The 25,910-nt window shown below is 71.4% G+C and carries 20 protein-coding genes; 10 read left to right on the forward strand and 10 right to left on the reverse strand.

Features of this window, described 5'->3' with window-relative positions:
- Nucleotides 1-93 precede the first annotated feature (93 nt).
- Both A3IC_RS0138265 and A3IC_RS63205 read right to left on the reverse strand, forming a co-directional pair.
- A complete protein-coding gene (locus tag A3IC_RS0138265; protein ID WP_020555362.1) occupies nucleotides 94-1,029 on the reverse strand; it encodes an MBL fold metallo-hydrolase in 936 nt (311 codons plus the stop codon).
- A 141-nt stretch (nucleotides 1,030-1,170) separates the two neighbouring features.
- Nucleotides 1,171-1,710, reverse strand: a complete 540-nt coding sequence (locus A3IC_RS63205; protein WP_020555363.1) for a TIGR03086 family metal-binding protein — start codon at nucleotides 1,708-1,710, stop codon at nucleotides 1,171-1,173.
- A 259-nt stretch (nucleotides 1,711-1,969) separates the two neighbouring features.
- Between A3IC_RS63205 and A3IC_RS0138275 the strand changes: the two genes are divergently transcribed.
- Nucleotides 1,970-2,671 (forward strand): DsbA family oxidoreductase, encoded by a 702-nt coding sequence (locus tag A3IC_RS0138275; protein ID WP_020555364.1) that lies wholly within the window; start codon nucleotides 1,970-1,972, stop codon nucleotides 2,669-2,671.
- Nucleotides 2,668-3,906 (forward strand): MFS transporter, encoded by a 1,239-nt coding sequence (locus tag A3IC_RS0138280; protein ID WP_158696266.1) that lies wholly within the window; start codon nucleotides 2,668-2,670, stop codon nucleotides 3,904-3,906. The genes A3IC_RS0138275 and A3IC_RS0138280 overlap by 4 nt, the downstream gene beginning before the upstream one ends.
- A gap of 198 nt (nucleotides 3,907-4,104) precedes the next feature.
- Here A3IC_RS0138280 and A3IC_RS0138285 read toward each other — a convergent pair whose 3' ends face one another.
- The gene (locus A3IC_RS0138285; protein WP_020555366.1) at nucleotides 4,105-5,751 is read right to left on the reverse strand and encodes a beta-N-acetylhexosaminidase; all 1,647 of its coding nucleotides are present in this window, start codon (nucleotides 5,749-5,751) and stop codon (nucleotides 4,105-4,107) included.
- A 499-nt stretch (nucleotides 5,752-6,250) separates the two neighbouring features.
- Here A3IC_RS0138285 and A3IC_RS58940 point away from each other — a divergent pair, with 499 nt between their 5' ends.
- The 6 genes from A3IC_RS58940 to A3IC_RS0138310 all read left to right on the forward strand — a co-directional run bounded on the left by A3IC_RS58940 (nucleotide 6,251) and on the right by A3IC_RS0138310 (nucleotide 14,119).
- Nucleotides 6,251-8,782 (forward strand): sensor histidine kinase, encoded by a 2,532-nt coding sequence (locus A3IC_RS58940; protein WP_158696267.1) that lies wholly within the window; start codon nucleotides 6,251-6,253, stop codon nucleotides 8,780-8,782.
- A complete protein-coding gene (locus tag A3IC_RS0138295) occupies nucleotides 8,779-9,204 on the forward strand; it encodes a roadblock/LC7 domain-containing protein (protein ID WP_020555367.1) in 426 nt (141 codons plus the stop codon). The genes A3IC_RS58940 and A3IC_RS0138295 overlap by 4 nt, the downstream gene beginning before the upstream one ends.
- Nucleotides 9,205-9,284: 80 nt before the next feature.
- On the forward strand, nucleotides 9,285-10,499 hold the full coding sequence (locus A3IC_RS0138300) for an ABC transporter substrate-binding protein (RefSeq protein ID WP_020555368.1): 1,215 nt from the start codon (nucleotides 9,285-9,287) through the stop codon (nucleotides 10,497-10,499).
- Nucleotides 10,500-10,529: 30 nt separating this feature from the next.
- Nucleotides 10,530-11,405 (forward strand): branched-chain amino acid ABC transporter permease, encoded by an 876-nt coding sequence (locus A3IC_RS63965; RefSeq protein WP_063744929.1) that lies wholly within the window; start codon nucleotides 10,530-10,532, stop codon nucleotides 11,403-11,405.
- Nucleotides 11,402-13,408, forward strand: coding sequence for a branched-chain amino acid ABC transporter ATP-binding protein/permease (locus A3IC_RS71710; protein WP_063744930.1), 2,007 nt, complete (start codon nucleotides 11,402-11,404; stop codon nucleotides 13,406-13,408). Before A3IC_RS63965 ends, A3IC_RS71710 begins: the two co-directional genes overlap by 4 nt.
- Before the next feature lie 3 nt (nucleotides 13,409-13,411).
- Complete coding sequence (locus tag A3IC_RS0138310; protein WP_020555369.1) at nucleotides 13,412-14,119, forward strand: ABC transporter ATP-binding protein; 708 nt, start codon at nucleotides 13,412-13,414, stop codon at nucleotides 14,117-14,119.
- Nucleotides 14,120-14,183: 64 nt separating this feature from the next.
- Here A3IC_RS0138310 and A3IC_RS63210 read toward each other — a convergent pair whose 3' ends face one another.
- From A3IC_RS63210 to A3IC_RS58960, 7 genes are read right to left on the reverse strand one after another with little or no spacing between them, the layout of a single operon-like run.
- A complete protein-coding gene (locus A3IC_RS63210; protein WP_020555370.1) occupies nucleotides 14,184-15,017 on the reverse strand; it encodes an FHA domain-containing protein in 834 nt (277 codons plus the stop codon).
- Between the two features lie 55 nt (nucleotides 15,018-15,072).
- Nucleotides 15,073-16,371, reverse strand: coding sequence for a VWA domain-containing protein (locus A3IC_RS0138320; protein ID WP_020555371.1), 1,299 nt, complete (start codon nucleotides 16,369-16,371; stop codon nucleotides 15,073-15,075).
- A 24-nt stretch (nucleotides 16,372-16,395) separates the two neighbouring features.
- The gene (locus tag A3IC_RS58955; protein ID WP_245599780.1) at nucleotides 16,396-17,652 is read right to left on the reverse strand and encodes a PP2C family protein-serine/threonine phosphatase; all 1,257 of its coding nucleotides are present in this window, start codon (nucleotides 17,650-17,652) and stop codon (nucleotides 16,396-16,398) included.
- A complete protein-coding gene (locus A3IC_RS0138330) occupies nucleotides 17,643-19,934 on the reverse strand; it encodes a serine/threonine-protein kinase (RefSeq protein ID WP_020555373.1) in 2,292 nt (763 codons plus the stop codon). Before A3IC_RS0138330 ends, A3IC_RS58955 begins: the two co-directional genes overlap by 10 nt.
- On the reverse strand, nucleotides 19,931-21,205 hold the full coding sequence (locus A3IC_RS0138335) for a hypothetical protein (RefSeq protein ID WP_158696268.1): 1,275 nt from the start codon (nucleotides 21,203-21,205) through the stop codon (nucleotides 19,931-19,933). The genes A3IC_RS0138330 and A3IC_RS0138335 overlap by 4 nt, the downstream gene beginning before the upstream one ends.
- Entirely contained in the window at nucleotides 21,202-22,200 is a 999-nt protein-coding gene (locus A3IC_RS0138340) for a glutamate ABC transporter substrate-binding protein (RefSeq protein ID WP_020555375.1), read from the reverse strand. The genes A3IC_RS0138335 and A3IC_RS0138340 overlap by 4 nt, the downstream gene beginning before the upstream one ends.
- On the reverse strand, nucleotides 22,197-23,513 hold the full coding sequence (locus tag A3IC_RS58960) for a hypothetical protein (RefSeq protein ID WP_020555376.1): 1,317 nt from the start codon (nucleotides 23,511-23,513) through the stop codon (nucleotides 22,197-22,199). Before A3IC_RS58960 ends, A3IC_RS0138340 begins: the two co-directional genes overlap by 4 nt.
- Nucleotides 23,514-23,940: 427 nt before the next feature.
- On the opposite strand from A3IC_RS58960, the gene A3IC_RS0138355 reads away from it, so the two are divergent.
- Nucleotides 23,941-24,930: a daunorubicin resistance protein DrrA family ABC transporter ATP-binding protein gene (locus A3IC_RS0138355; protein ID WP_020555378.1), complete on the forward strand. Its 990-nt coding sequence runs from the start codon at nucleotides 23,941-23,943 to the stop codon at nucleotides 24,928-24,930.
- A gap of 97 nt (nucleotides 24,931-25,027) precedes the next feature.
- Nucleotides 25,028-25,867, forward strand: a complete 840-nt coding sequence (locus A3IC_RS0138365; protein ID WP_020555380.1) for an ABC transporter permease — start codon at nucleotides 25,028-25,030, stop codon at nucleotides 25,865-25,867.
- Nucleotides 25,868-25,910 lie beyond the last annotated feature (43 nt).

Genomic DNA, 25,910 nt, shown 5'->3' on the forward strand with positions numbered 1-25,910 from the left:
CCCAACCCGACCGGCGCCTCCCCGACCCTCCACCACTCGGCCCGGCCGGCACTCAAGGCAACTCGGCCCGGCCGGCGCCTGAGGCCGAACCCGTCACGCGTAGCAGGAAAGCGGCTTGCCGTCATTGAACGCGATCATGTCCCCGAGCGCGCCGTAGATGTCGATCGACGCCGCCCGCTCCGTCCCGTTCAGCTCCGCGTACGCCCGGTGCAGGTTGCCGACGATGCGCTCCGAGTCGGACAGCGCCGCGTACTCGCCCAGGTCCGTCTCGCGCGCCAGACTCAGCGGGTCCAGGCCCGCTTCCAGACCCTTGCGGGCGGTCTCCAGAAGGAAGTTCGTGTACCCGATCGCGTAGTCGATCTGCTCGGGGCCACACACCTCGCCGTGCCCGGGAACCAGCGTGGTCGCGCCCAACTCCTTGATTCGTTGGAGCACTTCGAGGTAGCCGGCGGGCGAACCCATCAGCAGGAACGGCGTACCGCCGTTGAAGATCAGGTCGCCCGTGTACAGGACACTCTGCTCCTCCAGCCACACCACCGAGTCGTTCGAGGTGTGCGCCGGACCGAAGTGCCGTACCTGTGCCCGCAGTTCGCCCGCGTACACGGTGACGCCGTCGGTGAAGGTCAAAAACGGCGGCACCGCGCGCACACCACCCCAGCCGACGCCCGGCCAGATCGCCTCGACCTCCATGATGCCGAGGTTGAGGATCTCCGCCCGGGTGTTCTCGTGCGCCACGATGGTGGCCGACTCGAACAGGTAGTTCCCGTTCGTGTGGTCGCCGTGATGGTGCGTGTTGATCAGGGTGCGCACCGGGGCGTCGGTGTGCTTGGCGATGGTCTCCTGGAACATCCGGGTCCGGGCCTCGGTGGCGCAACCGTCGATCGCGACGACGCCCTCCGGACCGACCAGGAAGCCGGTGTTGTTGATCCACCAGGTGCCGTCCGGCTGGATGTACGCGTACGCTCCGTCGGCCACCTCCTGGACGCGAGGCGGATCCATCCGGCCGTGATCGTGCTGCGACGTGCTCATCGATACTCCCGATCGACTGGGGGTGTGCGTTGACGTGCATACACCGCCGACCACCCGGTGCGCAGCCTGACGAGCCGTCAGTTGCCGCGTCCGGTAGGGCTTGCCCCGGGATGTCCGGGGGCCCGGCGGGGCGATTCGGGCTCAGTTCACCGCGCGACCGGTGAACGCGGCAAGCCGATCCGCGGCCGACGCGTCCGCGCCGACCGGCTGTTGCGGGCCGAACGCGCGGCCCTCGCCGCGCGCGGCGTCCGGCAGGGTGGTGCGCATGCGCTCCAGGAGCGTTTCGGCGAGTTCGGGATCCAGATCGGTCGACTTGCCCAGTGCCCGAGCCAGGTCCCACGCGTGCACGAAGATGTCGCCGGTGGCCAGGCCGAGCAGGAACCCGCCGGTCCGGTCGCCGAACGGGGTCTTGATCGACGCGGCGATCCGCTCCGGCGTGAAGGTCGCCAGCATCGTCTCGACCACCGCCTCGAAGTCTTCCCGAGGGTCCTCGGAGACCGGCTCGGTCGGCCCGGTCAGGGCAGCCGCGAGGCCGCGCTGGGCACCGGTGGCGTGGCCGAGCAGACCCCGTACGTCCCATTCGTCACACGGACACGCGAGTCCGAGCTTGGCGTCGTCCACCTCGGCGAGCAGCGGGCGGAAGGCGTCGACGGCGCGCTTGTACTGGGTTATCTGATCCACGGGGGCTCCTTCGAGGGCTGACGCCGCGCTGACACGGCGTGCTTTCGGGGTGACGCACGACGGGCAGCGGTCAGGCTACGCCCGGGCTCAGCCGGCGGATACGGCCGGTTGGGGAATGTTTGGCGGCTGCACGTATGTTTCCTTTTCGGTGCGTCCGCCGCCGTGACCGTCGGTACGTCCGTCCTGTCCGTCGCCCCGGGCGCCGTCGCCGTCGTGCGCCGAGTGCCCGCGACCACCGAGCAAGGAAGCCGGAGAGCAAGTGAAGGTCGAGATCTACAGCGATATCGCGTGTCCGTGGTGCTACGTCGGGAAGCGGCGCTTCGAGCGCGCGCTCGCGGCGTTCCCGGGCGCCGAGGACATCCGGGTCACGTACCGTCCCTACCAGCTGGACCCGAGCACGCCCACGGAGCCGTCGCCGCTGCGCGAGCGGCTGGCCGAGAAGTTCGGTGCGGCCAACCTCGACGGGATGAACGCGCGGCTCGCCGACGTGGGCAGCGCCGAGGGCATCACCTTCGACTTCACCCGGGCCCTGTCGGTGAACACGCTGACCGCGCACCGGGTGTTGTGGCTCGCGCTGACCGAGTTCGGTCCCGCCGCCCAGGCCGCGCTCAAGGATCGGCTGCTCTCGGCGTACTTCGCCGAGGGCGAGAACGTCGCCGACCATGCCCGGTTGACCGAGTTCGCGGTCGAGGCCGGCCTGGACCGCGACCGCGTGGTCGCCTTCCTGGCCTCCGACGAGGGCACCGACGAGGTCCGGCGCGAGATCGCCGAGGCGCAGGAGATGGGTGTCACCGCGGTGCCGACCTTCGTGTTCGAGGGCAAGTGGGCGGTGCAGGGTGCCCAGGAGGCGTCCACGTTCCTCCAGGTCCTGGAGCAGGTGCGGGAGCAGAGCGGCGAGTCGGCCGCATCGCAGGCGGCGGCCGACGGCGACGCGTGCGCCGACGGTTCCTGCGCGGTGTGAGCGTCCCGGGGGGAACGACCGGGCAGTTGTCCGTCGAGCGCCTGCAACGGGCGCGCTGGGCCGCGCTGTCGGTGTTCTTCGCGTTCAGCGCCGCGGTGGCGGACTTCCTGGCCCGGATCCCGCAGTTCAAGGAGGATCTGGCGCTCGACGACGCCCAGTTGGGGCTGGCCCTGCTGGGTTCGCCGGTGGGCGCGTTGGTGGCGGTTCAGCTCGCGGGCACCGCCGCCGGGCGCTGGGGCAGCAGGCGGGTCGCGCGGGTGTCGGTGATCGGCGGGTGTCTGGCGCTGTTCCTGCCCGCGTTCGCCTGGAACCTGCCCTCGCTGGCGGTCGGTCTGCTGGTCCTGGGCGCGCTGATGGGTTTCACCGATGTCGCGGCGAACGCGCAGGGTGTCGCGATCGAGCAGCGGTTGCGCCGCCCGATCATGAACGGCCTGCACGGCGGCTACAGCCTCGGCGGGTTGTTCGGCGCGCTGGTCGGCTCCGGAGCGGCGGCCCTGGGGATCACGCCCAGGGTGCATCTGTCGGTGATGGCGCTCGTGCTCGCGGTCGCGGTGTGGGCGAGTTCGCGCGAGCTGCTGGGCGTCGCGGACGATCCGCACGTGCGCCCGCCGGCCGAGCCGGACGAGGCGGCGGAGGCGGCGGAGGCGACCGAGCCGGCCATACCTGTCACGGGCGGTCTGGTCCGGCTGCTCGCCGGCTATCGCGCGGTGGTTCTGCTCGCCCTGATCGGGCTGTGCTCGTTCGTCGGCGAGGGCGCGGTCGCCGACTGGAGCGGGGTGCATCTGCGCGAGACGCTGGACAATTCGGCGGGTGTCGCCGGGCTGGGCTTCGCGGGCATGTCGGTGGCGATGGCGGCCGGCCGGTTCGCGGGCGATCGGGTGGTGGAACGGTTCGGTCCGGTACGGGTGTTGCGGATCGGCGCGCTGATCGGCGCGCTGGGCATGGCGCTCGCGCTGGCCACGCCGTGGCCGGCGGTGTCGGTGCTCGGATTCACGCTGTTCGGTGTCGGGGTGGCCCCGGTCGCCCCGGTGACGTTCAGCGCGGCCGGCAACACCCCGGGGGTGCCCGCCGCGTGGGCCATCTCGCGGGTGACCGGCATCGCCTACATCGGGCTGCTCGCGGGTCCGCCGGTGATCGGCTTCATCGCCCATCACACCAGCCTGACCACGGCGCTGGCCGTCCCGGCGGTACTGGTCGCGATCATCGCCCCGATCGCGGGCGCGGTTCGCCGCTGAGCCGGACCGTCCTCGGATGCACTCGGCCCGCCCGGCACCCGAGGACGAGGCCGGCGCACGCCGGACATCGCCTCGCCGGGTCCGCGCTCCCTCGGTCCGCCCGCCACCGACCGCGAGGTCGGCGCACACACCGAACACCATCACCCCGCGGGCTCTCCGCTCCCCCGGCCCGCCCGGCGCCCGAGAGCGCGACCCACGTCACGTCAGCTTGTGTGCGTGGTTGATGCCCTGTGCGTCCCAGCGCGCCTCGTGCGCCGCGGCTCGGGTCCGGAAGTCCGCCCAGTCGCGCCGCTCCGGGAGGGACCAGGCGGCCTCGGCGACGGAGGCGATCCGCGGGAAGAGCAGGTACTCGGCGTCCGCGACGCTCTTGATCGTCTCGCCCCACAGCGCGCCCTCGACTCCGAGCACCGCGTCCGCGGGCAGACCGGGCAGGTGCGTCGAGGGTTCCCACTCGTAGGACTTCCGCACGTCGACGGTGCCGGCCCAGTTCACCCCGAGCCGCTCGCCGCCGCTGTACTTCATGTCCAGGTAGGCGTGGTCGGCCGGGGCCATCACCACCTTGTGCCCGGCCCGCGCGGCGGCCGCCACCTCGGCCGCGTCCTGTTTGGCCGCGCCCCAGTACTCCAGGATCGCGCCGGATGCCGGACCCCCGGACGCCAGTTGGTGCCAGGCCATGGTCTGTTTGCCGTGCTTGGCCACCAGCGGCTGGGCGCGGGCCATGAAGGCCCGATACTGCGCGGGTTGGAGGGTGTGCGCCTCGTCGCCGCCGATGTGCAGGTAGGGCCCGGGGGTGAGTTCCGCGAGCCGGCCGAGCACCTCGTCCAGGAACGTGTAAGTAGCCTCGCCGTCGACGCACAGCGATGAGAAGCCGACCCGGGTGCCGGTATAGGGGGTGTGCTGCTTGCCGTCGCAGGCCAGTTCCGGGTAGGCGACGATCGCCGCGTTGGTGTGCCCGGGCATGTCGATCTCGGGCACCACGGTGATGAAGCGCGCGCTCGCGTAGTCGATCACCGCGCGATAGTCGGCCGCCGTCCAGAACCCGCCCGGCCCGCCGCCCACCTGGGTGGCCGCGCCGATTTCGGTGAGCCTGGGCCGACCCTCGATGGCGATCCGCCACCCCTGGTCGTCGGTCAGGTGCAGATGCAGGTGGTTGAACTTGTAGGCGGCCAGGTGGTCGATCAGTCGGCGCATCTCGGCGGGCGGATAGAAGTGCCGGGCCAGGTCGATCATGATGCCCCGGTACGGATACCGCGGCGCGTCCCGGACCACGGCCGCGCGCAGCTCGAACGGCGGCTTGGCCGGCACCAGTTGGCGCAGCGTCTGGGCGCCCCGGTAGAGGCCGGCCGGCGCACCCGCCCGGATCGTGGCGCCGTGCTCGGTGACGATCAGTTCGTACGCCTCGTCGCCGTCGGGTCGGCCGGCGGGGTCGGGGTCCAGGGCCAGCGCGATGTCGGTGCCGGCGCGCGAGTGTGCGTCGACCACCACGGGCAGCGGCAGACCGGTGGCGGCCCGCAGTTCGGCGGCGACGAGTTCGGCGACCGCCCGCGCGGCCTCGGTCGCGGCCCGCACCCGGGTGTCCCCGGCCGGTGTCCACGATCGGCCCCGGCCGCCGAGCGCCTCGACCGGGATCGGCACGAGCCCACGCGCGTCGGCCTCCAGCGGTCCGGTCGGCAGTTCCCGGGCCTCGGCGCCGCCGGCGGCGGGCCGGCTCGGGTCGCCGGCTCCGCTCGGTTCGGCCTTCGGCGTGCCACCGGAGGAGGAGGCGGCGTCGGTGATCCACACGGCCGCCCCCACGGCGGCGATCGGCACGGTGAGGAAAAAAGCCAGGGCACGTCGCCGCAACATGTGACTCTCCCAAGTCGGTCCCGCCGGGGTCGGTCCCGCCTCAGTCTAGGCAACCCTCGGTGACGATTCGGTTGGTCGACACACCGATAAACGGAAGGCAACGATCCGGTAAATCCCAACGAATGGTTGGCAAACGGGCACCGGAGAGGGGGTGGTGAAATACGGATATAGGGGTGTGACAGACGATGCCGGCGCCAAATGCCGTAAAATCACCGCGTGTCCAGTCATGCCCCGCAATCGATATTCCTTCGCAGGGTTAACTTACGCTTGTCAACATTCGGGGGCGTATGCGGGGTGCTCGGTCCATTACCCACCGGCCACTGCGAGCACACGTGCGAATGCCGCTAGGCTCTGCCCGTCGTGCACGGAATAGGACGCGATCCGCGTCACCGAAAGCGCAAGACCGGAAAGTGCGAATCATCGGGAAAATGACGTACTTGACAAGCGGAATACTCGACTCCGTATCCCTGCCTCGCTCCACCCCGGCTACGACCTGGTGGTGGACGACCTGAACATCACTCGGAAACTCGTCCTGCTCGTCGCCGTGCCGCTCACCGTGATGGTGGGGTCCGCGGGACTCGCCGTGTCCACCACGACCGGCGATGCCCTCGACGCGAACCGCCTGCGCTCGCTGACCAAGGTCTCCGCCGAGGCCGGTGAACTCGCGCACCGCCTGCAGAGCGAACGCGCCGCCGCCGCCGCGGTGCTGTGGCCGGAGGCCGGCAGCGGCGCGCTGGTCACGTACCACCAGCGCACCGCCGCGACGGACGAGAGCGCCACGCGCTACCGCAAGCTGCGCAAGGACCTGGGCTCGATCCCCGGCAACACCAAGGAACGACTGCACAGGCTGGACGCGGGTCTGACCGACCTGACCGCGCTGCGCGAGCAGGTCCAGGCGCCCAAGGGCACCTCGCTGACCGCCGTCGTCTTCCGCTACCGCATCCTGATCGCGGACGCGCTCGACTACCGCGACAGCGTGGCCCAGGCCGGTGGCGCAGGCCCGGACAACTCGGACCGCCTGCGTGCCGCCGCCGCGCTGTCGCATGCCACGGAGTGGCTGGGACAACAACAGACGGCGGTCCTGCGCGCCTTGGCGTCCAACCGGATCTCGCCGTCCCAACAGCAGGACATCCTGGCCACCCGGACCGGCTACGACGAGAGCGAGACGTCCTTCGAGTCGCTCGCCGACGCGGAGTGGCTGGGTTGGCTGGAACTCGCCCAGACCGGCCCGGAGATCCTGGCCGTGCACCAACTCGAGGACGCCGTCTCCCGGGCCAAGGTGGACACGCCCATCCTGATCAGTCAGGACGTGTGGACCAAGGCGACCGCGGACCGGATCGCCCGGATCAGCGACGTCGAACGACGTGTGGACGCTTCGGTGCTGTCCTCGGTCAGCGACGAACGCGACAGCCGCCGCTGGTGGGCGATCGGGCAGGCCGCCGCGGTGCTGCTCGCACTGGCCGCCGCGGTACTCCTGGTGCTGCGCCTGGGTCGACCGATGACCCGCGAACTGCTGCGCCTGCGCGACACCGCACACGAGGTGGCCTACACCGGCCTGCCGGATGCGGTGGCCAAGCTCCAGCAGGGCCGCTCCCTCGACGGCGCGACCGCCGACGAGATCGCCGAACGGGCGGGCTCGCCCATCGAGGTGCGCGGCAAGGACGAGATCGCCGAGGTGGGCTCGGCGTTCAACACCGTCTTCACCGCCGCCGTCCGGATCGCGGCCGAACAGGCGGTACTGCGCGCCGGTATCGCCACCGTGCTCGTCGCCCTCGCGCGCCGCAACCAGCGGCTCACCGACGGCCTGGTCAAGGTCCTCGACGAGGCCGAGGCGCACGAGCACGACCCGGACCGCCTCAAGCGGCTGTACTCGCTCGACCACTTGGTCCAGCGGATGGGCCGCAACAACACCAGTCTGCTGGTGCTCGGCGGCGAGGGCACCGCACGCGTGCGCGAGGACGCGCTGCTCCTGGACGTCGCACGCGCGGCGATCGGCCGCATCGAACGGTTCACCCGGGTGGACCCCGGCGCGGTGGACCCGCGCATCCTGATCGCCGGGCGGGCCCGCGACGACGTCGCGCACCTGCTCGCCGAACTGTTGGACAACGCGACCAAGTTCAGCCGCCCGGAGACCTGGGTGGTGCTCCAGGCGAACCGGCGCGGCGACGGCGCCGTGCTCACCGTGACCGACTCCGGCGTGGGCATCACCCCGGAGCGGCTGGCCGCGTTCAACGAACGCCTCGCCTCGCCCGCCCAGTTGGACGTGCACGCGGTGCGCGCGATGGGTCTGACCGTGGCCGGCCATCTGGCCACGCGCTACGGCATCACGATCACCCTGAGCCCGGGACCGCAGGGCGGCACGGTGGCCGAGGTGGGTCTGCCCGAGGACATCGTGGTCTTCCGCGATCGCCCCGGCCGGCACCGCGGTGTGCCCAAGCCCGAGATCGCTGCCGCTCCCGCTCCCGCGCCGGCCGCCGGCCGGGCGCTGGACATGGGGGTACGGGCCGGTGGCCATCCGGACCCGGGCCCCTTCGAGCCGGTGGCGAACGTGTTCACGCCGACCCGACCCCAACCGGTCAGCGACGCGGGCGCTCCGGGACCGCGCGAGCCCGCGCCCTCGGGACTGCGCTTCACCGGCGAGCGCCCTCCCGCGCCCGCCGCCCCGACCCCGCCCGCACTCGCCCCGATGGGCTCGGCCGAACGCGCCGAGCGCCCGGAGCAGCCGCAGGCGCCCACGGGTACGGGCCAGGATTCGGCACTGCCCAGCCGCACCACGAACACGGGCCTGCCGCTGCGGGTTCGCCGGGACACTCCCAGCGTGCACCCGGGCAGTCCCGCCGCACCCGCCGCGCCGTTGGTCGGCACGACCGGGACGCCCGCCCGGGCGAACACCACGCCGGACCGTCGCGACGCCCGCCAGGTGTCCGCGGCCATGTCCGCCTTCGCGCAGGGCATCGGGCACAGCCGGGCCCGCCGCGCCCCCTCGCCCCGCCCCGGCGGCGGCGAACCGGATCACAAGGAGAGATCGTGACCCACCCCACCGCAGCCGATCTCAGCTGGCTGCTCAACGATTTCGCCACCCGGGTGCCCGAGGTACTGCATGCCGTCGCGGTCTCCGCGGACGGTCTCGTGGTGGCCAACACCAGCACGCTGCCGCAGGACCGCGCCGACCAGCTCGGTGCGGTCGCCTCCGGCCTGGTCAGCCTGCTGGCGGGCGCCGCGCGTCTGTTCGGCACCGACCCGGTGGCGAGCAACCTGACCGAGATGAACGGCGCGTTCATGTTCTCCATGCAGGTCAGCGACGGCGCCTCGCTGTTGGTGCTGGCGTCGCGCGAGTGCGACATCGGCCAGGTCTCGTTCGAGATGGCCGAGCTGATCAACCAGGTCGGCCCGGCTCTGACCCCTGCCGCCCGCGAGCGCTTCCTGCACGTGCAGCGCGGCGCGTTGGGCTGACCGACGCACTCTCGCGTCCCTCCCGACGCGGCCCCATTCGACCGCTTGGCGCTGTACCCGTCCAAACCCTGGAGCACGTCATGACCCCGGCAAGTCCCATATCCCGACGCTCGTTCCGCGTCACCTCCGCCGGCCTGCTCGCCGGCGCGCTCGCGTTCACCGCCGCGTGCAGCGGCAGCGCGGCGGACGACAAGAAGGGCGGATCGTCCTCCGGCACGGTCAAGATCGGCCTGACGATCCCGCTGACCGGTGTCTACGCCGCGCTCGGTCCGGACCTGCAGAACGGCTTCCAGACCTACCTGGACCAGCACGGCGGCAAGCTCGGCGGGCACAAGATCGAGCTCGTGATCACCGACGAGGGCGACGGCCCGCAGACCTCGGTGCCCTCGGTCACCAAGCTGATCAAGCAGGACAAGGTCACCGCCGTGGTGGGCCTGACCAACGCGGCCACGGTTGCCGCCAACGTGCAGGTCGTGAACGACAACAAGGTGCCGATGATCGGCGCCGTCGGTCGCCCCGGCAAGATCGACAAGCCGGACTACGTCTGGCACACCAGCTACCTCTCCGAGGAGCCGGGTGTGGCGGCGGCGCCGTACATCAAGGAGAACGTGGCCGGCACGGTCTACGCGATCGGCCCGGAGTACCAGGGTGGTTTCGACCAGCTCCGCGGCTTCACCGACACGTTCGACAAGCTCGGCGGCAAGCTGGCGAACCCGGACGGCAAGACCAAGTGGACGCCGTTCCCGGGCACCACCAACTTCCAGCCGTACTTCACCGAGATCAAGAACTCGGGCGCCAAGGCGGTCTACACGTTCTACGCGGGCACCGCCGCAGTGAACTTCGTCAAGCAGTACAAGCAGTCCGACATCAAGGACATCCCGCTGTACGCTGCGGGCTTCCTGACCGAGGGTGCGGTACTCGGGGCCGAGGGCGACGCGGCCAAGGGCGTGTTCACCTCGCTCAACTACACGCCCACCCTGGACATCCCGGCAAACCGCTCGTTCGTCGCGGCCTACCAGGGCAAGTACAACGCGCTGCCGACGATGATGTCGGCGACCATGTACGACGCGGCCGCCGTGCTGGACAAGGCGATCGCCGCCGCAGGTGACAAGGTCACCCCGGAGACGGTCAACGCCGCGATCGCCAAGACCGGCAAGGTCGACAGCCCGCGCGGTGCCTGGGAGTTCAACCCGGCCACGCACGCGCCCGTGCAGAAGTGGTACCTGCGGGAGGTCAAGCAGGACGGCACCGCGCTGAGCAACGTCATGGTCCGCGAACTCGGCACCCTCGGCTAGCGGCAGCTTCGGAGCGAAAGGGAGCGTGCCGTGGGCTGGTTCGACGACAATTTCATCCCGGCCGTGGACGGTGTGGCCTACGGGCTGCTGCTGTTCGTCGTGGCCGCGGGCCTGACTCTGGCCTTCGGCTCGGGCGGAGTCCTCAACCTCGCGCACGGCACGCTCTACGCGTTCGCCGCCTACACCGCGGCCGCGGTCGCCGACGGCTCCTGGGTTGGCCTGGCACTGGCGGTGCTCGCGGGCATCGGGGCGGGCGCGGCCGGCGGCGGGGCGCTCGCGGCGCTGACCGCGCCGATCGCCGGCAGAGGGCATATGGCGCAGGCGATGCTGACCTTCGGCGTCGCCCTGGTCGGCAGCGACCTGCTGACCACCACGTTCGGCAAGAACGACCCCCAGGTCTCGGTGCCCGGCGCACTGGAGAAGCCGGTGTCGATCCTGGGCCACAACTACCCGGGCTACCGGCTCGCGTTCATCGTGGTCGCGATCGTGCTCGGGCTCGGCGGCTGGTACGTGCTGGCCCGCACCCGGATCGGCGCGGCCGTGCGCGCGTCGGTGGACGACCCCGAGATGCTCGCGGCCGGCGGCATCTCGCCGGCCCGGGTGCGCACCGGCGTGCTGGTCGCCGCAGGCGCCCTGGCCGGCCTCGCGGGCGGCCTGGGCGCGCCGATCATCGGCCCGTCCACGTCGGTGGCCAACACCGTGCTGTTGCAGTCCCTGCTGGTCGTGGTGATCGGCGGACTGGGCTCGGTCGGCGGCGCGCTGCTGGCCGCGATCCTGGTCGGCGAGGTACAGACGCTCGGCGTCACGCTGATGCCCGACCTCGCGCCGTATCTGCTGTTCGCCACGATGGCCGTGATGCTGATCGCGCGCACCGCGCGCTTCGGCCCGACGGGGAGCCGAGTATGACCACCCTCGCCCTGCGCGCACGTACCGCGATGCACTCGCCGCATGCGCGCCTGGTGGGCCGAATACTGGCCGTCGCCGCGATCGTATGGCTGTTCGCGGCGCCGTACCTGGTCGGCCTGTTCACCCTCATCCTGCTGTCCCAGGCGTTGTCCCTGGGCGTGCTCGCGGCCAGCGTCGCGGTGCTCGGCGGCGGCGCCGGGCTGCCCTCGCTCGGCCAGGTCGCGCCGTACGCGGTCGGCGGCTACACGGCGGCGATCCTGGCCGAACACGGCATGCGGATCGGCGTCGTGCACACCCTGGTCGCGGCCGCCGCGGGCGCCCTGTTCAACGCGCTCACCGCGCCGATCGTGGTGCGTACGCGAGGCGTCACGGTGCTGATGATCACTCTGGCCGTCGGCGAACTGGTGCGCACCGCCGCGGAGAAGTGGAAGTCGGTCACCGGCGGTACCGACGGCAAGTCGGGCGTGCCGGCGATCCGGCCGTTCTGGGGCATGGGCGACCTCGTCGACGACGTGGACACCTACTGGTACGTGCTGATCACCACCCTCGTGGTGATCGGGCTCACCGCGCTGGTGCTGCGCTCGCCGGCCGCGCTCCTGCTGGACGGTGCGCGCGAGAACGAGACCCGGATGCGCGCGACCGGCCACCCGGTGACCCGTTACCTCTCGATCACCTACATCGGCGTCGGTGCGCTCGCGGGCGTCGCGGGTGCGCTGCTGATCTCGGTGCAGCGCTACATCTCGCCTTCGCACATCGGCTTCGACACGTCCTCGCTGGTGCTGCTCGCGGTGGTCATCGGCGGTGGGGCGTCGCTGGTCGGGGCGATGATCGGCGCGGGGCTGATCGTGTTCACCCGGGACTGGCTCTCCGGGCCCTGGCCCGGTCACGGTCCGCTGCTGCTCGGCGTGCTGTTCCTGATCGCGGTGTACACGCTGCCGGGCGGCCTGGTCGGCTTGACGGCGGGCGGTCCACGGGCGGCGTGGCGGGCCCTGGGTCGGGCCACCCCACCGGGAGATACGACGGACGCCACGGATGTCACGGATACGACGGAGAAGACCGACAAGGTAGAGAAGGCCGAGAAGGCCGAGAAGGCCGAGAAGGCCGAGAAGGCCGAGAAGGCCGAGAAGGCCGAGAAGGCCGAAGAGGCGGAGCAGGCCGAGAAAGCGGAGCAGGCCGAGAAGGCCGAGAAGGTCACGAAGCCGGCGCAAGCCGCGTCGGATCCGCCTGCCGCGGCCGATCCACAAGCGCTGCTCACCATCACCGGTCTGACCCGCCGATACGGTGCGCTGGCGGCGGTGGACGGCCTGGACCTGACCGTGCGCCAGGGCGCCCGACACGCGCTGCTCGGCCCCAATGGTGCGGGCAAGTCGACCGTGCTCGGCATGATCGCGGGGGCGACCCCGGTGACCTCGGGTTCCATCGTGTTCGCCGGCCGCGACATCACCCGGCTGCCCCCCGCGCGCCGCTCCCGGATCGGTATCGCGCGGGCGTTCCAACAACCCGCGGTGGTGCCCTCGCTGTCCGTCCTGGACAACGTGACCCTGGCCGCCTGGCGGCACGCCGAGGTCACCGGCACGGCCTGGCGACCGGATCGCTACCGGGCCCTGGCGGGCGAGGCCGCGACGCACCTGGAGACGGTCGGCCTGACCGACCGCGCCGACGAAATCGCCGGTGAACTCTCGCACGGATCACGGCGGTTGCTCGACATCGCGATGGCACTCGCCGGGCACCCGAAGCTGCTGCTGCTGGACGAGCCGGCCGCCGGTCTGACCGATACCGACATCGAGCGCCTGGCCGCCGTGCTCAAGGCGCTGCCGACCGAGGTGACCATGGTGCTGGTCGAGCACAACTTCGCGCTGGTGCGCGAGGTCACCGACACCGTCACGGTGCTGGCGTCCGGACAACTGCTGGCCACCGGCACGCCGGACGAGATCGCGGCGGACCAGGCGGTACGCGACACCTATCTGGGCGCGTCCGAGCCCGAGCACCAGGAAGTGGGCTGAATCGTGCTGGAGATCGGCGAACTGACGGCGGGTTACCAGGGCGGCTCGGTGCTGCACGGCGTCGACCTGAGCATCCCCGAGGGCACGGTGCACGCGCTCCTGGGCGCCAACGGAGCGGGCAAGTCCACCCTCATCCATGCCGTCGCGGGGCTGCTCAAGCCCTCGGGTGGACGGGTCGTGCTGGCCGACACCGACCTCGCCGGCCGCCCCGCGCACCGGGTCTCGCTCGCGGGCATCGGCCTGGTGCCGCAGGGCCGTCGGGTGTTCGCGAGCCTGACCGTGGCCGAACACCTCAAACTGGCCCATCGCAAGCACGCCGCGTGGACTCCCGCGCGGGTGTTGGAACTGCTGCCCCGACTGGGCGAGCGAGCCGGCAACCGGGGTTCCCAACTGTCGGGCGGCGAACAGCAGATGCTCGCGATCGCCCGGGCCCTGCTCGGCGGTCCGCGGTTGGTCCTGCTGGACGAGCCGACCGAGGGGTTGTCCCCGGTGATCGCCGAGCAGATCCGCCAACTGATCACCACCCTCGCCGACGAGGGCCTGACCATCTTGATCGCCGCCCCTCAACTGGGCTTCGTCCAGGGCATCGCGGACCATCTGACCGTTCTGTCCACCGGACGCGTCACCGCGCGGCTGACCGCGGCCGAGGCCGCCGCCGACCCGGCCCCGATCCTGGCCGCATTGGCCCCGGGCGTGGCCACCGTCGGCTGAACGGCCACTCTCCGGCGCCGGTTGGGCCGTCGGCCCTACCGGCGCCCGACCGAGCCGATCGGCCTCACAGGTCCACGCGTCGGATCTCCAGCGTCGTCCAGGCCCCCACGTGCACCCGGTCACCGTCCTTGAGGTGCACCGGGTCGCGGCGGACCCGGTCGTAACCCGCGTTGATGGTGGTCCCGTTGGCCGAGCCCAGGTCCATCACCTCCCACGTGCCGTCCCCACAGCGCAGCAGCATCGCATGCCGACGGGAGACGCCCGGATCATCGATCGGGACCTCCGGCGGGGCCGAACTCACGCTGGAGTTGCGCCGGCCGATCCGCATCGACTCACCGGTCAACTTCAGCGTCCACGGCTCCTGCTCGTGCGGGAAGCGCATGCTGTGCGCGTCCGGGCCGTCCCATTCGAGCACTCGCAGGAAGTAGTCGTGGTCGGGCACCACACGCGCCGTCCACACCGTGCCGGACCCCTGGCCCGAGGACACCGGGTCGGACCCGGAGGTACCGGTCGACGACTTGTCGGACGAGGACGTACCGGTCGAGGACGTGCCGGTCGAGGACGTGCCGGTCGAGGACGTGCCGGATGATGAGGTACCGACCGACGACGCGCCGAACGGCAGGACCGCTTCCTCGGGATCCGGGAACACACAAACAATCGGTGGCGAACCGCCCGTCAGCGTGCCCACCTCGTGTCCGCAGCCCTCGCAGAACTGGTCATCCGCCGTGTATTCGGTCGCGCAGAACCGACACGTCAGCACACCGAGGCTCGTCCCCGACCCCCCGGGGCCGGGCCCGTCGAGCTCGTAGGGCACATCCCCCTCGGCGGGCATCGGGCGCCCGCACTCGTCGCAGTAGTCCGCAGCGGTGGACGGATGACCGATCGGACAGATGTGCATGGGCGGACCTCCTTCCTGTTCCCGTACCCAACCCCAGGCGTGCGCCGAACCAACCTCAACCCTCGCGCGGCGGCCCCACCCGGGCCGTCTTGTGCGACTCGATGTCGATGACCATCAGGTCCTCCTCGTTGTTGCGCAACCTGCTGGTCCCGTCCGCCTCGATCTCCACCACACGACCGAGCAGGCGCGCGGTGTGCTCGTCGCCCGCCTCGTTGGCCAGTTGCAGGGCTTGGACCAGCCGTGCGGTCGCGGCGATCTCGTCCCCGCCCCGGCGGAGCTCCAAGCCCTCCTGAACGGCCTCGGCCAGCTTCGCCCGGCCGGTGACCTGGGCCACCTCCGGGTTTATCCGGGTGGAGAGTTCCTCGTCGTCGGTCCACTGCGCGAACACGCCGGCCTTGGCCAACTCCAGGCCGCCGGAGCCGTCCGGGAGCACCACCGAGATCTGGCACGGGCGGCGCTTGCCGCCCGGGTTGACCTCGTCCGGCTCGACCTCCAGGCACACGTGGTAGTGCTTGCTCTCGCCACCCCACGAACCGGTCGGGTAGTCCCCGACGTTGGGCCCGACCTCGGTGCGCCGCGCGGTCAGGTCGTCGATCACCGGGTAGGTCTGCTTGACGTACTTCACCCGGGCGTTGCTGATCGTGCGCACCCGCAGCGCCACGTCGGCCACCGCCTTGCCCATCGCGTTCTCCATCATCTTGGTGAAGTCGGCGACCAGGTCCGCCGGTTCGCTCACCAAGCCGATGTCACCGAGTAGCGCGGTGGAGATCTTGCGCACCTCGTCCACCCGCCAGTCCAGGCCGATGCCCCGACAGTCGCAGACGAACACACCCTCGCAGTAGGCGATCGCCTCGGCCAGGTCCTGCTCGCGCTCGCTCTCGTTCTTGCCGTCGGTGAGCAGGATCGCGTGCCGGATCGCGTCCGAGTGCGGCTCCAGGAGGCGACGGGCCATCAGCAGCCACTGCCCCATCGCGGTGCCGCCGCGCGCGCGGAGCTTGTCCACCTCGCGCTTGGCCTCCTTGCGGGTGCGCTCGTCGGCGGGGACCAGGCCCTCCTCGAACGGGTACACCATCGACGCCATGCCGGTACCGGAGACCACCGCGAACAGCGTGCCGTCGCGCAGTGTGTCGATCGCGGCCTTGGTGGCCTGCTTGGCGGCCTTGAGCTTGGTGGACGGGAAGTCCATCGAGCCCGAGCTGTCGACCATGATCACCTCGGCGCCGCGGGCGCTGCCGCGCACACCGGTCGGCACTCCGGAGGCCCGGATGTGCGCCACGGCGTGCACCTCGTGACCTCCCATCGGGAGGTAGGGGTTCTGGTTGACCTCGATGGTGAATTCGGGGGCGCCTGACATGAATCCGACTCCTTTGTTTCCGGGTCAGTCGTGGTCGGGTCCGCGCACCGGGTCCCCGGGCGGGTTGAACGGGATCAGCGCGACGGTGATGTTGTCCGCACCGCCATGGTCGAGCGCGAAGCCGGTGAGCAGGCGCGCGGCGGCCAACGGCTCGTCGAGCGCACCCGGCAACACCATCGCGGCCAGTGTCGGCGCGACCGAGAGGTAGTTCCACAGTCCGTCACTGCACAGCAGCAGAGCCCCGGGGCCGGACGGCCGCAGGCTGGTCACCCTGGGCCGCACCTCGCCCGCGTCGGCGCCCAGCCAGGACACGATCGCGTGCGCGCGCCGGTCCGCGTACGCCTCGGCCTCGGTCATCGCGCCGAGCGCGATCATCCGGGTCGCCCAGGAATCGTCCTCGGTCAGCAGCGCGGAGGGGGTGCGCCGGATCGAGTCCTCCTCGTCGGGCTCGTACGGCTCGCCGACCGCCCCACGAGGCAGCGTGCTCGCACCGGGCAGCGTGTCGTCGCCGTCCGCGGGATCGTCCGCTCCGCTGTCCGGATCGGCCAGCCAGTAGGCGCGGCTGTCGCCGACCCAGCCCACGGTGATCTCACCCGGCGTCATGATCGCCGAGACCAGCGTGCACGCGGGCGCGTTGCCCGCGTCCTCGGCACCGGGCATCCGGGCCACCGCACTCGCGGCCGCGGCGACCCCGGCGCTGGTGGCCTTGGCCGGCGCACACCCCTCGATCAGGGTGGCGGCCATCGTCGCGCACGCGGTCTCGGCCGCGGTCGCGGACGCCTCGTCGGGACGCGGCGAGGAGGACACCCCGTCGCACACCACCGCGACCACGTGATCGCTGCCGTCCGGCATCCGCAACACCCGCAGCGCGGCGGAGTCCTCGTTGCGGCGGTGCCGCAACCCCCGGTTGCTGACCATCGCCACCAGGCCCAGGTCGCTCTCGACGTGATCGCGCGGGTTGAACGGCCGCCCGCACGCGTCGCACCACCCGTCCGAGCCGATCGTCGCGGTGCCGCACGCGGAACACACCGGACCATGCCCACTGGGCGCCACGACCCGCCGCGGCGGCGGCCGTTCGGCCACCGGAGGCACCGGGATGTCCAAGTCGTAGCCACAGGACTCGCAGTACCGATCGTCCGCGTCACCGGCGATTCCACACGACGGACACGCCGCGCCGGCGGCCGGCGGCGGCTCGGGCGGGGCGGCCTCGCCCCCGTCCGGGGCGCTCCCGGGCCCGGTCGCGTCCACTCGTCCATATCCAGCCACTCTGATCACACCCACGTCCACGGTCGCACCTCGTTCGCCCGGTCGACGAGCGCGATGCGCTCCGCATGCGTCGTCACGTGCCGGGCCAGATCGCGGTAACACTTTTCCAGGGCGAACCGCAGAGGCTTTTCCTTCAACTCGCTGCCGAGCACCCTGGCGGTTCCACCCGCATCCCCGGTGCCCGAATTCCCACCCTTCGCGCCCGCCTTGACCCACTCCAGCGCCGTCTCCAGCAGTTCGACGGCGAGCCGATCGTGCGCCTCGCCCTCCAGACGCAGCGCGCCGAGCCGATCCGAGGCCGCGGTCAGGTCGGGGCCCAACGCCTCGCCCGCGCCGCGACCGCTGATCCGCGTGCGCAGCGCCGCGGTCTGCGCCGCGACGTGGTTGGCCGAGGTGTCCGGCACGGTCTCCAGGGTGCGTACCGCGCCCGCCCGGTCGCCGGTGGCCAGTTGGCAGCGGGCCAGCCCGAAGGCCGCCGCGACGTAGGCGCGGTCGGTGGCCCAGACGCCGCGGTACTCGGCGGCGGCCTCGTCGTGGCGGCCCATCAACTCGCGGCACGCGCCCAGTGCGATCCGCGGCGCGGGCTCGCCGGGCAGCGCGCCGCGCACCCCGTCGAAGCACTCGTGGGCGCGGGTGAGGTCGTGCTCCGAGAGCGCGGCCAGACCCTCGAACCAGGGCAGCCGCCAATCGTCGGCGTCCAGGTCGGCGAGGAACGCCCGGGCGCGCACCACGTCACCCTGTTCGATGCACATCCGGACCAGCCGCAGTGTGCCCTCCGGCGAGGAGATGCCCGCGGCGGTGAGCGCGGAGAGCAGTTCGTCGGGGTCGGTGGTGGCGACGGTGGCCAGCAGGTTCGCGGCCGGGTCGGCGGCGTCCACCCGGGGTACCGGCAGCGCGCCGGCGATCACCGCCGGGTCGGGCGCGGGCGCCAGCAGGCCGGGTTCGGTGTTGCGAGCGGCCACCTCGGCGTGCACGACCCGGGTCTCCGGGCCGAACAGGCCGGACACGCCCGGTCGCGGCTCGCCGGAGCGGATCGCCACCACCTCGCGCAGCACCGCGACGCACTGTTCGGCCATGTCCGCCGCGGAGGCGAAGCGCTGGTCCGGGTCGGGGTGCGTGGCACGCAGCAACAGCCGGTGGTACGACTCGAATTCGGTGAACAGCGGCACCTCGGACGCGGGCGGCAGAGCGGCCTTGTACTTGCGGGTGTATCCGGCGAAGTAGAAGCTGAGCACCGCCATCGTGCGGCCGATCGTGAACAGGTCCGATTCCACGGACGGTTCGGCCCGCACGGTCTCGATCTCGGGTGCCTGGTAGCCGACCGTGCCGTAGGTGAACTTGCCCGGCCGGGCCAGGTCGGTCACCGCGCCGAGGTCGATCAGCTTGAGCTGGTCCTCGGTCTGGATCACGTTGTCCGGCTTGAAGTCGCAGTAGACCAGGTTCTGTTGGTGCAGGTAACCGAACGCGGGCAGGATGTCGATGGCGTAGGCCAGCACCTGCTCGACGGGCAGCACGGCCTTGGGGTCGCTCTCGCGCATCGACTTGAGCCGGTCCATCAGCGACAGGCCGCCGACGTACTCCATCACCAGGTAGGTCTCGTCCTGGCCGGTGAGCGGGTCCGGGTGCTGCACGACGGTCTGGATGTGCACGATGTTGGCGTGCTGGATCTGGGTGAGGATGCGCTGTTCGGCCAGGGCCGCGGCGCGCGAGTCGGCGTCGTCGCTGCCCAGCAGGCCCTTGAGCACGACCCACATGTTGTGCGCGGCGGTGTCCTGCGCGAGGTAGACCCAGCCGAAGCCGCCGCGGGCGAGGCAGCCGATGATCCGGTACTGGCCGACCACGTCGTCGCGCTGGAGCTTGGGCGCGAACGAGAACGGCGTACGGTCGCGCGGGCAGAATCCGTTCGCCACACCGGGTCGGCCGCCGCGGCCGCGGCCGACCGGCTGGTCGCACTTGCGGCAGAAGCGCTTCTCCTCGGGAATCACCGGGTTGCGGGCGAGCGCGGTCTCCGGGTTGCGGCGCGGCACGTTGGGCATCTCGACCAGACCGCCGCCGAGTCGCCGGCTGGTGCCGCCGGTGCTGCCGGAGCGGCGCGAGCTGCGCCCGGAGGCGCTGCGTGCGGACGAGGAGCCCGCAGTGCCCGCCGTCCCGGACACGCCGGATCGGCCGCTGCGATGCGCCTCGGGAGCGCGTGCGGCCGGCACCGATGCGCCGGCGCCCAGCGGCTCCTGGCCGCATTCGGTGCAGTACCCGTCGTCGATCTCGCCCGGGCAAGGCGGACGATTGCACTTGGTCATCTCTGTTCCCCCTTGTCGTCCGGACGATCCTTGCGGTGCACGGCGATCACCGCCTCCTGATAGCGGGTCACCACCCGTGCCGCCACCTCGAGTTCACACGGTGCTCGCCACAACAACTCCTTGGCGTGGCTGTACAGCGACTCCAACACGGCTTCCTCGCCGTGTCCGCCGCGGGCGGCCATCGCCCGGTAGGACTGCACCAGGCCGCGCAGTTCGTCGCGCCGGGCGAGCGGCGCCTCGATGTGTGCGCGCGTGGCCGCCAGTCGATCCCGGGCGCCCTGGACGTCGTTTTCCAGAGTGCTCAGCTCGCGCGAGACGCGTACCCAGTCGCCCTCGCCGCCGAGCACGGTGACCGCGCCCGATCGTTCCCGCAGCGTGGCCGCCCGGAGCGGCACCTCGGGCACCCGCTTGTCGCTGATCCGACCCAGGACGTGTGCGCGCCGTCGGATGGTGTCGCCCTCCTGGTAGGTCAACTCGTCCAGCGCGGCCACGAGTCGGCGGATGCGCTCGTCGAAGCGGCCTCGGACGATGAGCAGGTGCCGCACCGCGTCGGTGACCTTGCTCAACTCCGCCTCGACGGCGGGAACGTCCACGGTGCCGATCCGGCGCTCGTCCCCGGCGGTCAGTGCGAGCGGATCGCCCGCGACCAGGGTACGGGCCGTCTCCAGCCGGCGGCGGATCCGGTCCAGCGCGGCGGCCTGCTCGGGCACCGCGTCCGGGCCGCCGAGTTCGGCGATCCGGGCCTCGGCGGCGGTGATGCCCGCGTCCACCCGGTCCAGCGTGGGCACCAGGCGCGTCCACACCGCGTCGGCGGCCTCGACGAGCGCGGTCGCCTCGCTCCACGCCGGTGCCATGTCCGCGACCAGCTCGGCCAGGCTCATCCGGTGCACGTGCATCGCCGGATCGGTCAGCCCACGCCGGCCGATCGGCACGTCGCGCGCGGCCAGCTCGGCGGACTGCCCGAGCAACAGGAAGGACAGCTCCTCCAGTTCGGCCCGCTGGGGCTTGCCCCGCCGTCCGCGCAGCGTGCGCACCCGATCCAGGACCGCGCCGTACGCCTCGCGGTGTCCCCACAGCAGGGAGATCGCCCGACGGCCGCTCTCCCACTGCTCGGCGGTGCGCCCGGTCAGCGAGCCGCCTTCCAGGAGTTGCCGGCCCGGATGGTTCTCCAACTCCATCAAACCGGCGGTGATGCCGTCGTACTCGTTTTCGTGACGAGCCGTCAGTTCGTCGATTTCGTCGCGCCCGAGCATGCGCGGGGCTCGGTTCACGCGCTGTCCCGGTATTGGGCCGCGGGCGGTTCGGGCACTTCGGCCGACAAGGAGGTGCCCAGATACTCCTTGTACAGCTCCTTCCACCGGCCGTTCTGGCGCAGCCGCTCCAGCACCGCGTTGACGAACCGGACGAAGTCGGTACGGTCCTTGGCGATCGCCATGCCGTACGGCTCCAGCGTGAGGTTGCGCCCGACCACGATGGTGAAGATGTGGTCCTGCGCCTGCAGGCCCGCCAGGATCGTGTCGTCGGTGGTGATCGCGTCCGCCTGGCCCTGTTGGAGCAGCACCAGGCAGCCCGCCCACGTGTCGCTCTCGACCACCTTCGTCTGCGGTGCCTCGGCGCGCAGCAGGCCGATCGAGGTGGAACCGGGCACCGAGCACACCCGCATGTCGCGTGGCAGCGCCGGCAGGCCCCCGGCATAGTCGGCACGGTCGGCGACGCCGTCCTTTTGCACCAGCAACCGCTGGCCGGCCGTGAAGTAGACCGAGGAGAACTCCACGCTCTGCCGGCGCTGACAGTTGATCGTCATGGTCTCCGCGATGATGTCCACGTCGCCGCGCGCGACCGCGATCGCGCGGTCCTCGTTGCGCACCACCCGGAACTGGATCCGGGTGGGGCCGGCGTCGCCGAAGATCGCCTTGGCCACCTCGCGCAGCAGGTCGATGTCGAAGCCGCGGAGCACGTTGGTCTGCGGGTCCACGAAGCCGAACGGGAAGCTGCTCTGGTCGATGCCGGCGATCAGGAACCCGCGTTTGCGGAGCGTGTCCATGGTGCTGCCGGCGGGCAACGCGGTCGGCGCGGGCAGGGCGCCGCTCGGGCGCAGGCTCGCGGTGACGTTCGGGCAGGACGAATCGGGGCCGGGGGTGGCCTGCGGAGCGGCTGCGACTCCGGCCGCTTGCCGGGTGCTCCGCTCGTCCGCTCCCGCGCCGCAGCCGGCGACGGTCAGGGCGAGGGCGCACACCGCCGCGGGCAACACGATGCGGATGGTCATGGCCGGTTGTACCTCCCGACCTCACGACGGACGCCGTCCACGGTCGCGGCGGCGGCGATCAGCGCCAGGACGCCCAGGCCGATGTCGAGGTTGTCGAGCCCCTGTCGACCGGCACGCACCGAATCCTCGAAGTCCTTCTGATCCTCGGCGACCGCGGCGTGCAATGCCTCGTCGATCCGGGTGAAGGCCACCCGCGAGGCGCCGTCGGCCTTGGTCACCAGGGCGACGGCCTGCTCGAACTTGCCGTCCCCGTAGAGATCGACGACATCCTTGTGGGCCTTCTCCCAGTCGCGGGCGGCGGCCTGCGCGGCCCTGACCTTGGCCAGCGTGGTCGGGTCCGAGGAGGTGACCTGCTCGGCCCGGGCCAGCATGCCGACCACCGCGGGGTGTCCGTCGCGGGCCGGAACGCCGACCAGCCGGCCCCACACGTCGTTGAAGTCGTTCTGGTACTGACCGTTGTCGCTGCCGCGCATGACCAGGGTCAGGCTCTCGTCGCCGTGTGCCTGCAGGGTCAGGAAGCGGGCCTGGGCGAGCGTCTCCACCGGCCCCCAGCCGTCGCTGCGGCTGCGGTCGAGGTCGGTGCGCGAGGATTCGGTGCCCACCCACAACCAGCCGATGGACACCAGCGTGGCCAGGCCGGCCACGGCCAGGCCGATGTTGACCCGGCGGTGCGTGCGCCGCGCGAAGAACCACAGGGCGCCGCCGAAGGACGCCGCACTGATCAGGAGCAGGCTCAGCGGCACCCACGGGGTCGAGGTGGCGTCGCGGTGGTCGCCGCTCAGGCGCTTCTCGGCCATCTCGTGCAGCGCGGTCGCGGCGGGCAGGATCTTGGCGCGCATCACGTTCTTGGAGGCGGAGCGCAGGTAGGCGGCGCCGACCGTGTTGCCCTGCCGGGTCTCGGCGCGGGCGCGCTCGACCAGCCGGGCGTATTCGGGCAGTTGCACGCCGATCACGGTGAGTTGTTCGGCCACCTTGCCGGAGGCGCCCGCGGACGCCGCCTGGACCAGCGTGCGCGACGCGGTCTCGATCGCCTGCTGGTAGCGCTGTCGCACGTCCGCCGACTCGACGCCGCCTTCGAGCAGCCCGGCCGCGGCGGTCGCGTCGGCGTCGGCGAGGGCCCGGTAGATCTCCTGGGTCTTGACGCCGAGCGGTTCACTGCCGGTGGCCACCGCCTTGGCCGCGTCCGCACGCTCGCCCACCGCGAGCACCGCGAGCAGTCCCGCCAGCAGACTGATCAACACCAGCGCCACGCCGGTGGTGAGCATCAGGCCGGGGGTGGTGCCGCCGACCCGAACGAGTCGGCGTACGGACATGTTCCGGGGTCGAAACATCCCGTTCGAACGGCCCGTGCCCCGTGCGGGCACTCCCGAGCCCGGTGCCTGCGAAATCGGAACGGCTGCCGCCAACGCTCTGCCTCCCCCACTGTCGCGTGTGCCCCTTGTCGGTCGCCCGACACCACGTCCGCCGACCGTCGATGTGCCCGGTGAACGGCCCCACTCCGAAGTTATCGCGAGCGTGTGGCGGCTCCCGATGGTCTTCCCTCGTTCTCCCCGAAGGACCCTCAGGGCCAGGACATTACCGCTGCTTGAGCCCGGGCCGGTTGCGGCACCGTGTCAGTTCGGTGCCGGCGGTGCCGGCCGCGTGTGCGCGCGATATCAGCGGGCGGGTCGAAGCTGGTGTGCAACGGACGACGAACACACGTCGCACACCGACGACGAACACCCAACGGGGAGCGACCGGATGACTTACGCGATCGAGACCGAGGGCCTGGTCAAGCGGTACGGCACCACCACCGCGTTGGCCGGGGTCGACCTACGGGCCGAAACCGGCACCGTGCTGGGCCTGCTGGGCCCCAACGGCGCGGGCAAGACCACCATGGTCCGGGTGCTGGCCACGCTGATCAAGCCGGACGCGGGCATCGCCCGGGTCGGCGGGTTCGACACGATCCGGCAGGCGCACGACGTGCGCGGGCTGATCGGGTTGACCGGACAGTACGCGTCGGTGGACGAGGAGATGACCGGTTTCGAGAACCTGCTCCTGCTCGGCCGGTTGTTGGACCTGTCCCGCGGCGAGGCGAAAGCACGGGCTCGCGAGTTGCTCGCCCGCTTCGACCTGACCGAGGCCGGCGGCCGGACCCCGGACACCTATTCGGGCGGTATGCGCCGTCGGCTCGACCTGGCCGCCTCGCTGGTCGGTCGCCCCGCGTTCCTCTATCTGGACGAGCCGACCACCGGCCTGGACCCGCGCAGTCGGGGCGACGTGTGGCAGATGTTGCGCGAACTGGTCCGCGACGAGGGGGTGACCGTGCTGCTGACCACGCAATACCTGGACGAGGCCGATCAACTCGCGAGCGACATCGTGGTGATCGACCACGGCCGGGTGATCGCAAGCGGCACCTCGGACCAGCTCAAGGCGCAGGTCGGCGGTCAGAGCCTGGAGATCCGCCCGGCCGATCCGACCCGGATGGCCGACGTGGTCGCGTTGCTGCGCGAACTCACCGGTCGGGAGCCGGTCCAGGAGAGCGAGCGCGGTCAGGTCACCGTGGCGGTCTCCGACGAGGACCTGTTGCCGGTGGTGGTGCGCCGGCTCGACGAGGCGGGCATCCGGGCCACCGAGTTCGCGCTGCGGCTGCCCAGCCTGGACGAGGTGTTCATGACCGTCACCGGGCACCGCAGCCAGGACTCGACCGAACACGACGACGGATCGGCCGACAAGGGAAAAGCGGCATGAACGCCCTCCCGGATCTGTACGGCACCCGGGTGCTGCCACTGCTCGCCGTCCTCCTGCTGACCATTTCCCACCTGGCCCTCGTCCTAGGAGCCTCCCGATGACCACCACCATCCGTCCCACCGAGGACACCTCGACGCACAAGCCCGAGGGGACCGCCCACGTACCGCGCAAAAGCGATGCGAGCGCGATGGTGCGGCACACCCTCACCCTCACCTGGCGCAGCCTGGTGAAGTTGAAGAAGCAGAGCGAACAGCTGATCGACCTGACCCTGCAGCCGATCCTGTTCCTGGTGATGTTCGTGTACCTCTTCGGCGGCGCGATCGAGGGCAGCACGCACGACTATCTGCAGTTCGTTCTGCCGGGTGTCCTGGTGCAGACCGTGGTGTTCGCTTCGGTGGGCACCGGGGTCGGACTGTGCACCGACATGTCCACGGGTGTGTTCGACCGCTTCCGCAGCCTGCCGATCTCGCGGATCGCACCGCTGACGGGCACCGTGCTCGGCGACGTGTTGCGCTTCCTCGTGGCCGTCGCGTCGGTGTTCGTGTTCGGCACGATCATCGGCTTCCGGTTCCAGACCAACGTGTTCGCGGTGGCCGCCGCGGTGGGCCTGGTCATGTTGTTCGCCTTCGCCTTCTGCTGGGTCGTGGCGCTGCTCGGGGTGACCATGAAGCAACCGCGCAGCGTGCAGGGCGTCTCGTTCCTGATGATGTTTCCGCTGACCTTCGGCTCGAACCTGTTCGCCAAGACCTCGACGATGCCGGGTTGGCTGCAGGCGTGGGTCAAGGTCAACCCGATCACCGCGGTGACCAACGCCTCGCGCGGACTGCTCACCGGCGGACCGGTGGCCCATCACGCGACCGTCGCGGTGATCTGGGCGTTCGCCCTGATGGTGGTGTTCATCCCGCTGACGCTGCGGCAGTACAACCGCCGCGTCTGACGCCGGTGCGCACCGGGTCGCGCGGCACCCTGCCGGCCCCGAC

It is taken from the genome of Embleya scabrispora DSM 41855, assembly GCF_000372745.1.
In the GTDB taxonomy this organism is placed as follows: Bacteria; Actinomycetota; Actinomycetes; order Streptomycetales; family Streptomycetaceae; genus Embleya; species Embleya scabrispora.

What these genes read in the sequence shown, in the direction of transcription:
- A3IC_RS0138265 (WP_020555362.1), bottom strand. Translation starts at nt 1,029, where the DNA reads ATGAGCACGTCGCAGCACGATCACGGCCGGATGGATCCGCCTCGCGTC.
- A3IC_RS0138285 (WP_020555366.1), bottom strand. Translation starts at nt 5,751, where the DNA reads ATGTTGCGGCGACGTGCCCTGGCTTTTTTCCTCACCGTGCCGATCGCC.
- A3IC_RS0138300 (WP_020555368.1), top strand. Translation starts at nt 9,285, where the DNA reads ATGACCCCGGCAAGTCCCATATCCCGACGCTCGTTCCGCGTCACCTCC.
- A3IC_RS71710 (WP_063744930.1), top strand. Translation starts at nt 11,402, where the DNA reads ATGACCACCCTCGCCCTGCGCGCACGTACCGCGATGCACTCGCCGCAT.
- A3IC_RS63210 (WP_020555370.1), bottom strand. Translation starts at nt 15,017, where the DNA reads ATGCACATCTGTCCGATCGGTCATCCGTCCACCGCTGCGGACTACTGC.
- A3IC_RS0138320 (WP_020555371.1), bottom strand. Translation starts at nt 16,371, where the DNA reads ATGTCAGGCGCCCCCGAATTCACCATCGAGGTCAACCAGAACCCCTAC.
- A3IC_RS0138330 (WP_020555373.1), bottom strand. Translation starts at nt 19,934, where the DNA reads ATGACCAAGTGCAATCGTCCGCCTTGCCCGGGCGAGATCGACGACGGG.
- A3IC_RS0138340 (WP_020555375.1), bottom strand. Translation starts at nt 22,200, where the DNA reads ATGACCATCCGCATCGTGTTGCCCGCGGCGGTGTGCGCCCTCGCCCTG.
- A3IC_RS58960 (WP_020555376.1), bottom strand. Translation starts at nt 23,513, where the DNA reads ATGTCCGTACGCCGACTCGTTCGGGTCGGCGGCACCACCCCCGGCCTG.
- A3IC_RS0138355 (WP_020555378.1), top strand. Translation starts at nt 23,941, where the DNA reads ATGACTTACGCGATCGAGACCGAGGGCCTGGTCAAGCGGTACGGCACC.
- A3IC_RS0138365 (WP_020555380.1), top strand. Translation starts at nt 25,028, where the DNA reads ATGACCACCACCATCCGTCCCACCGAGGACACCTCGACGCACAAGCCC.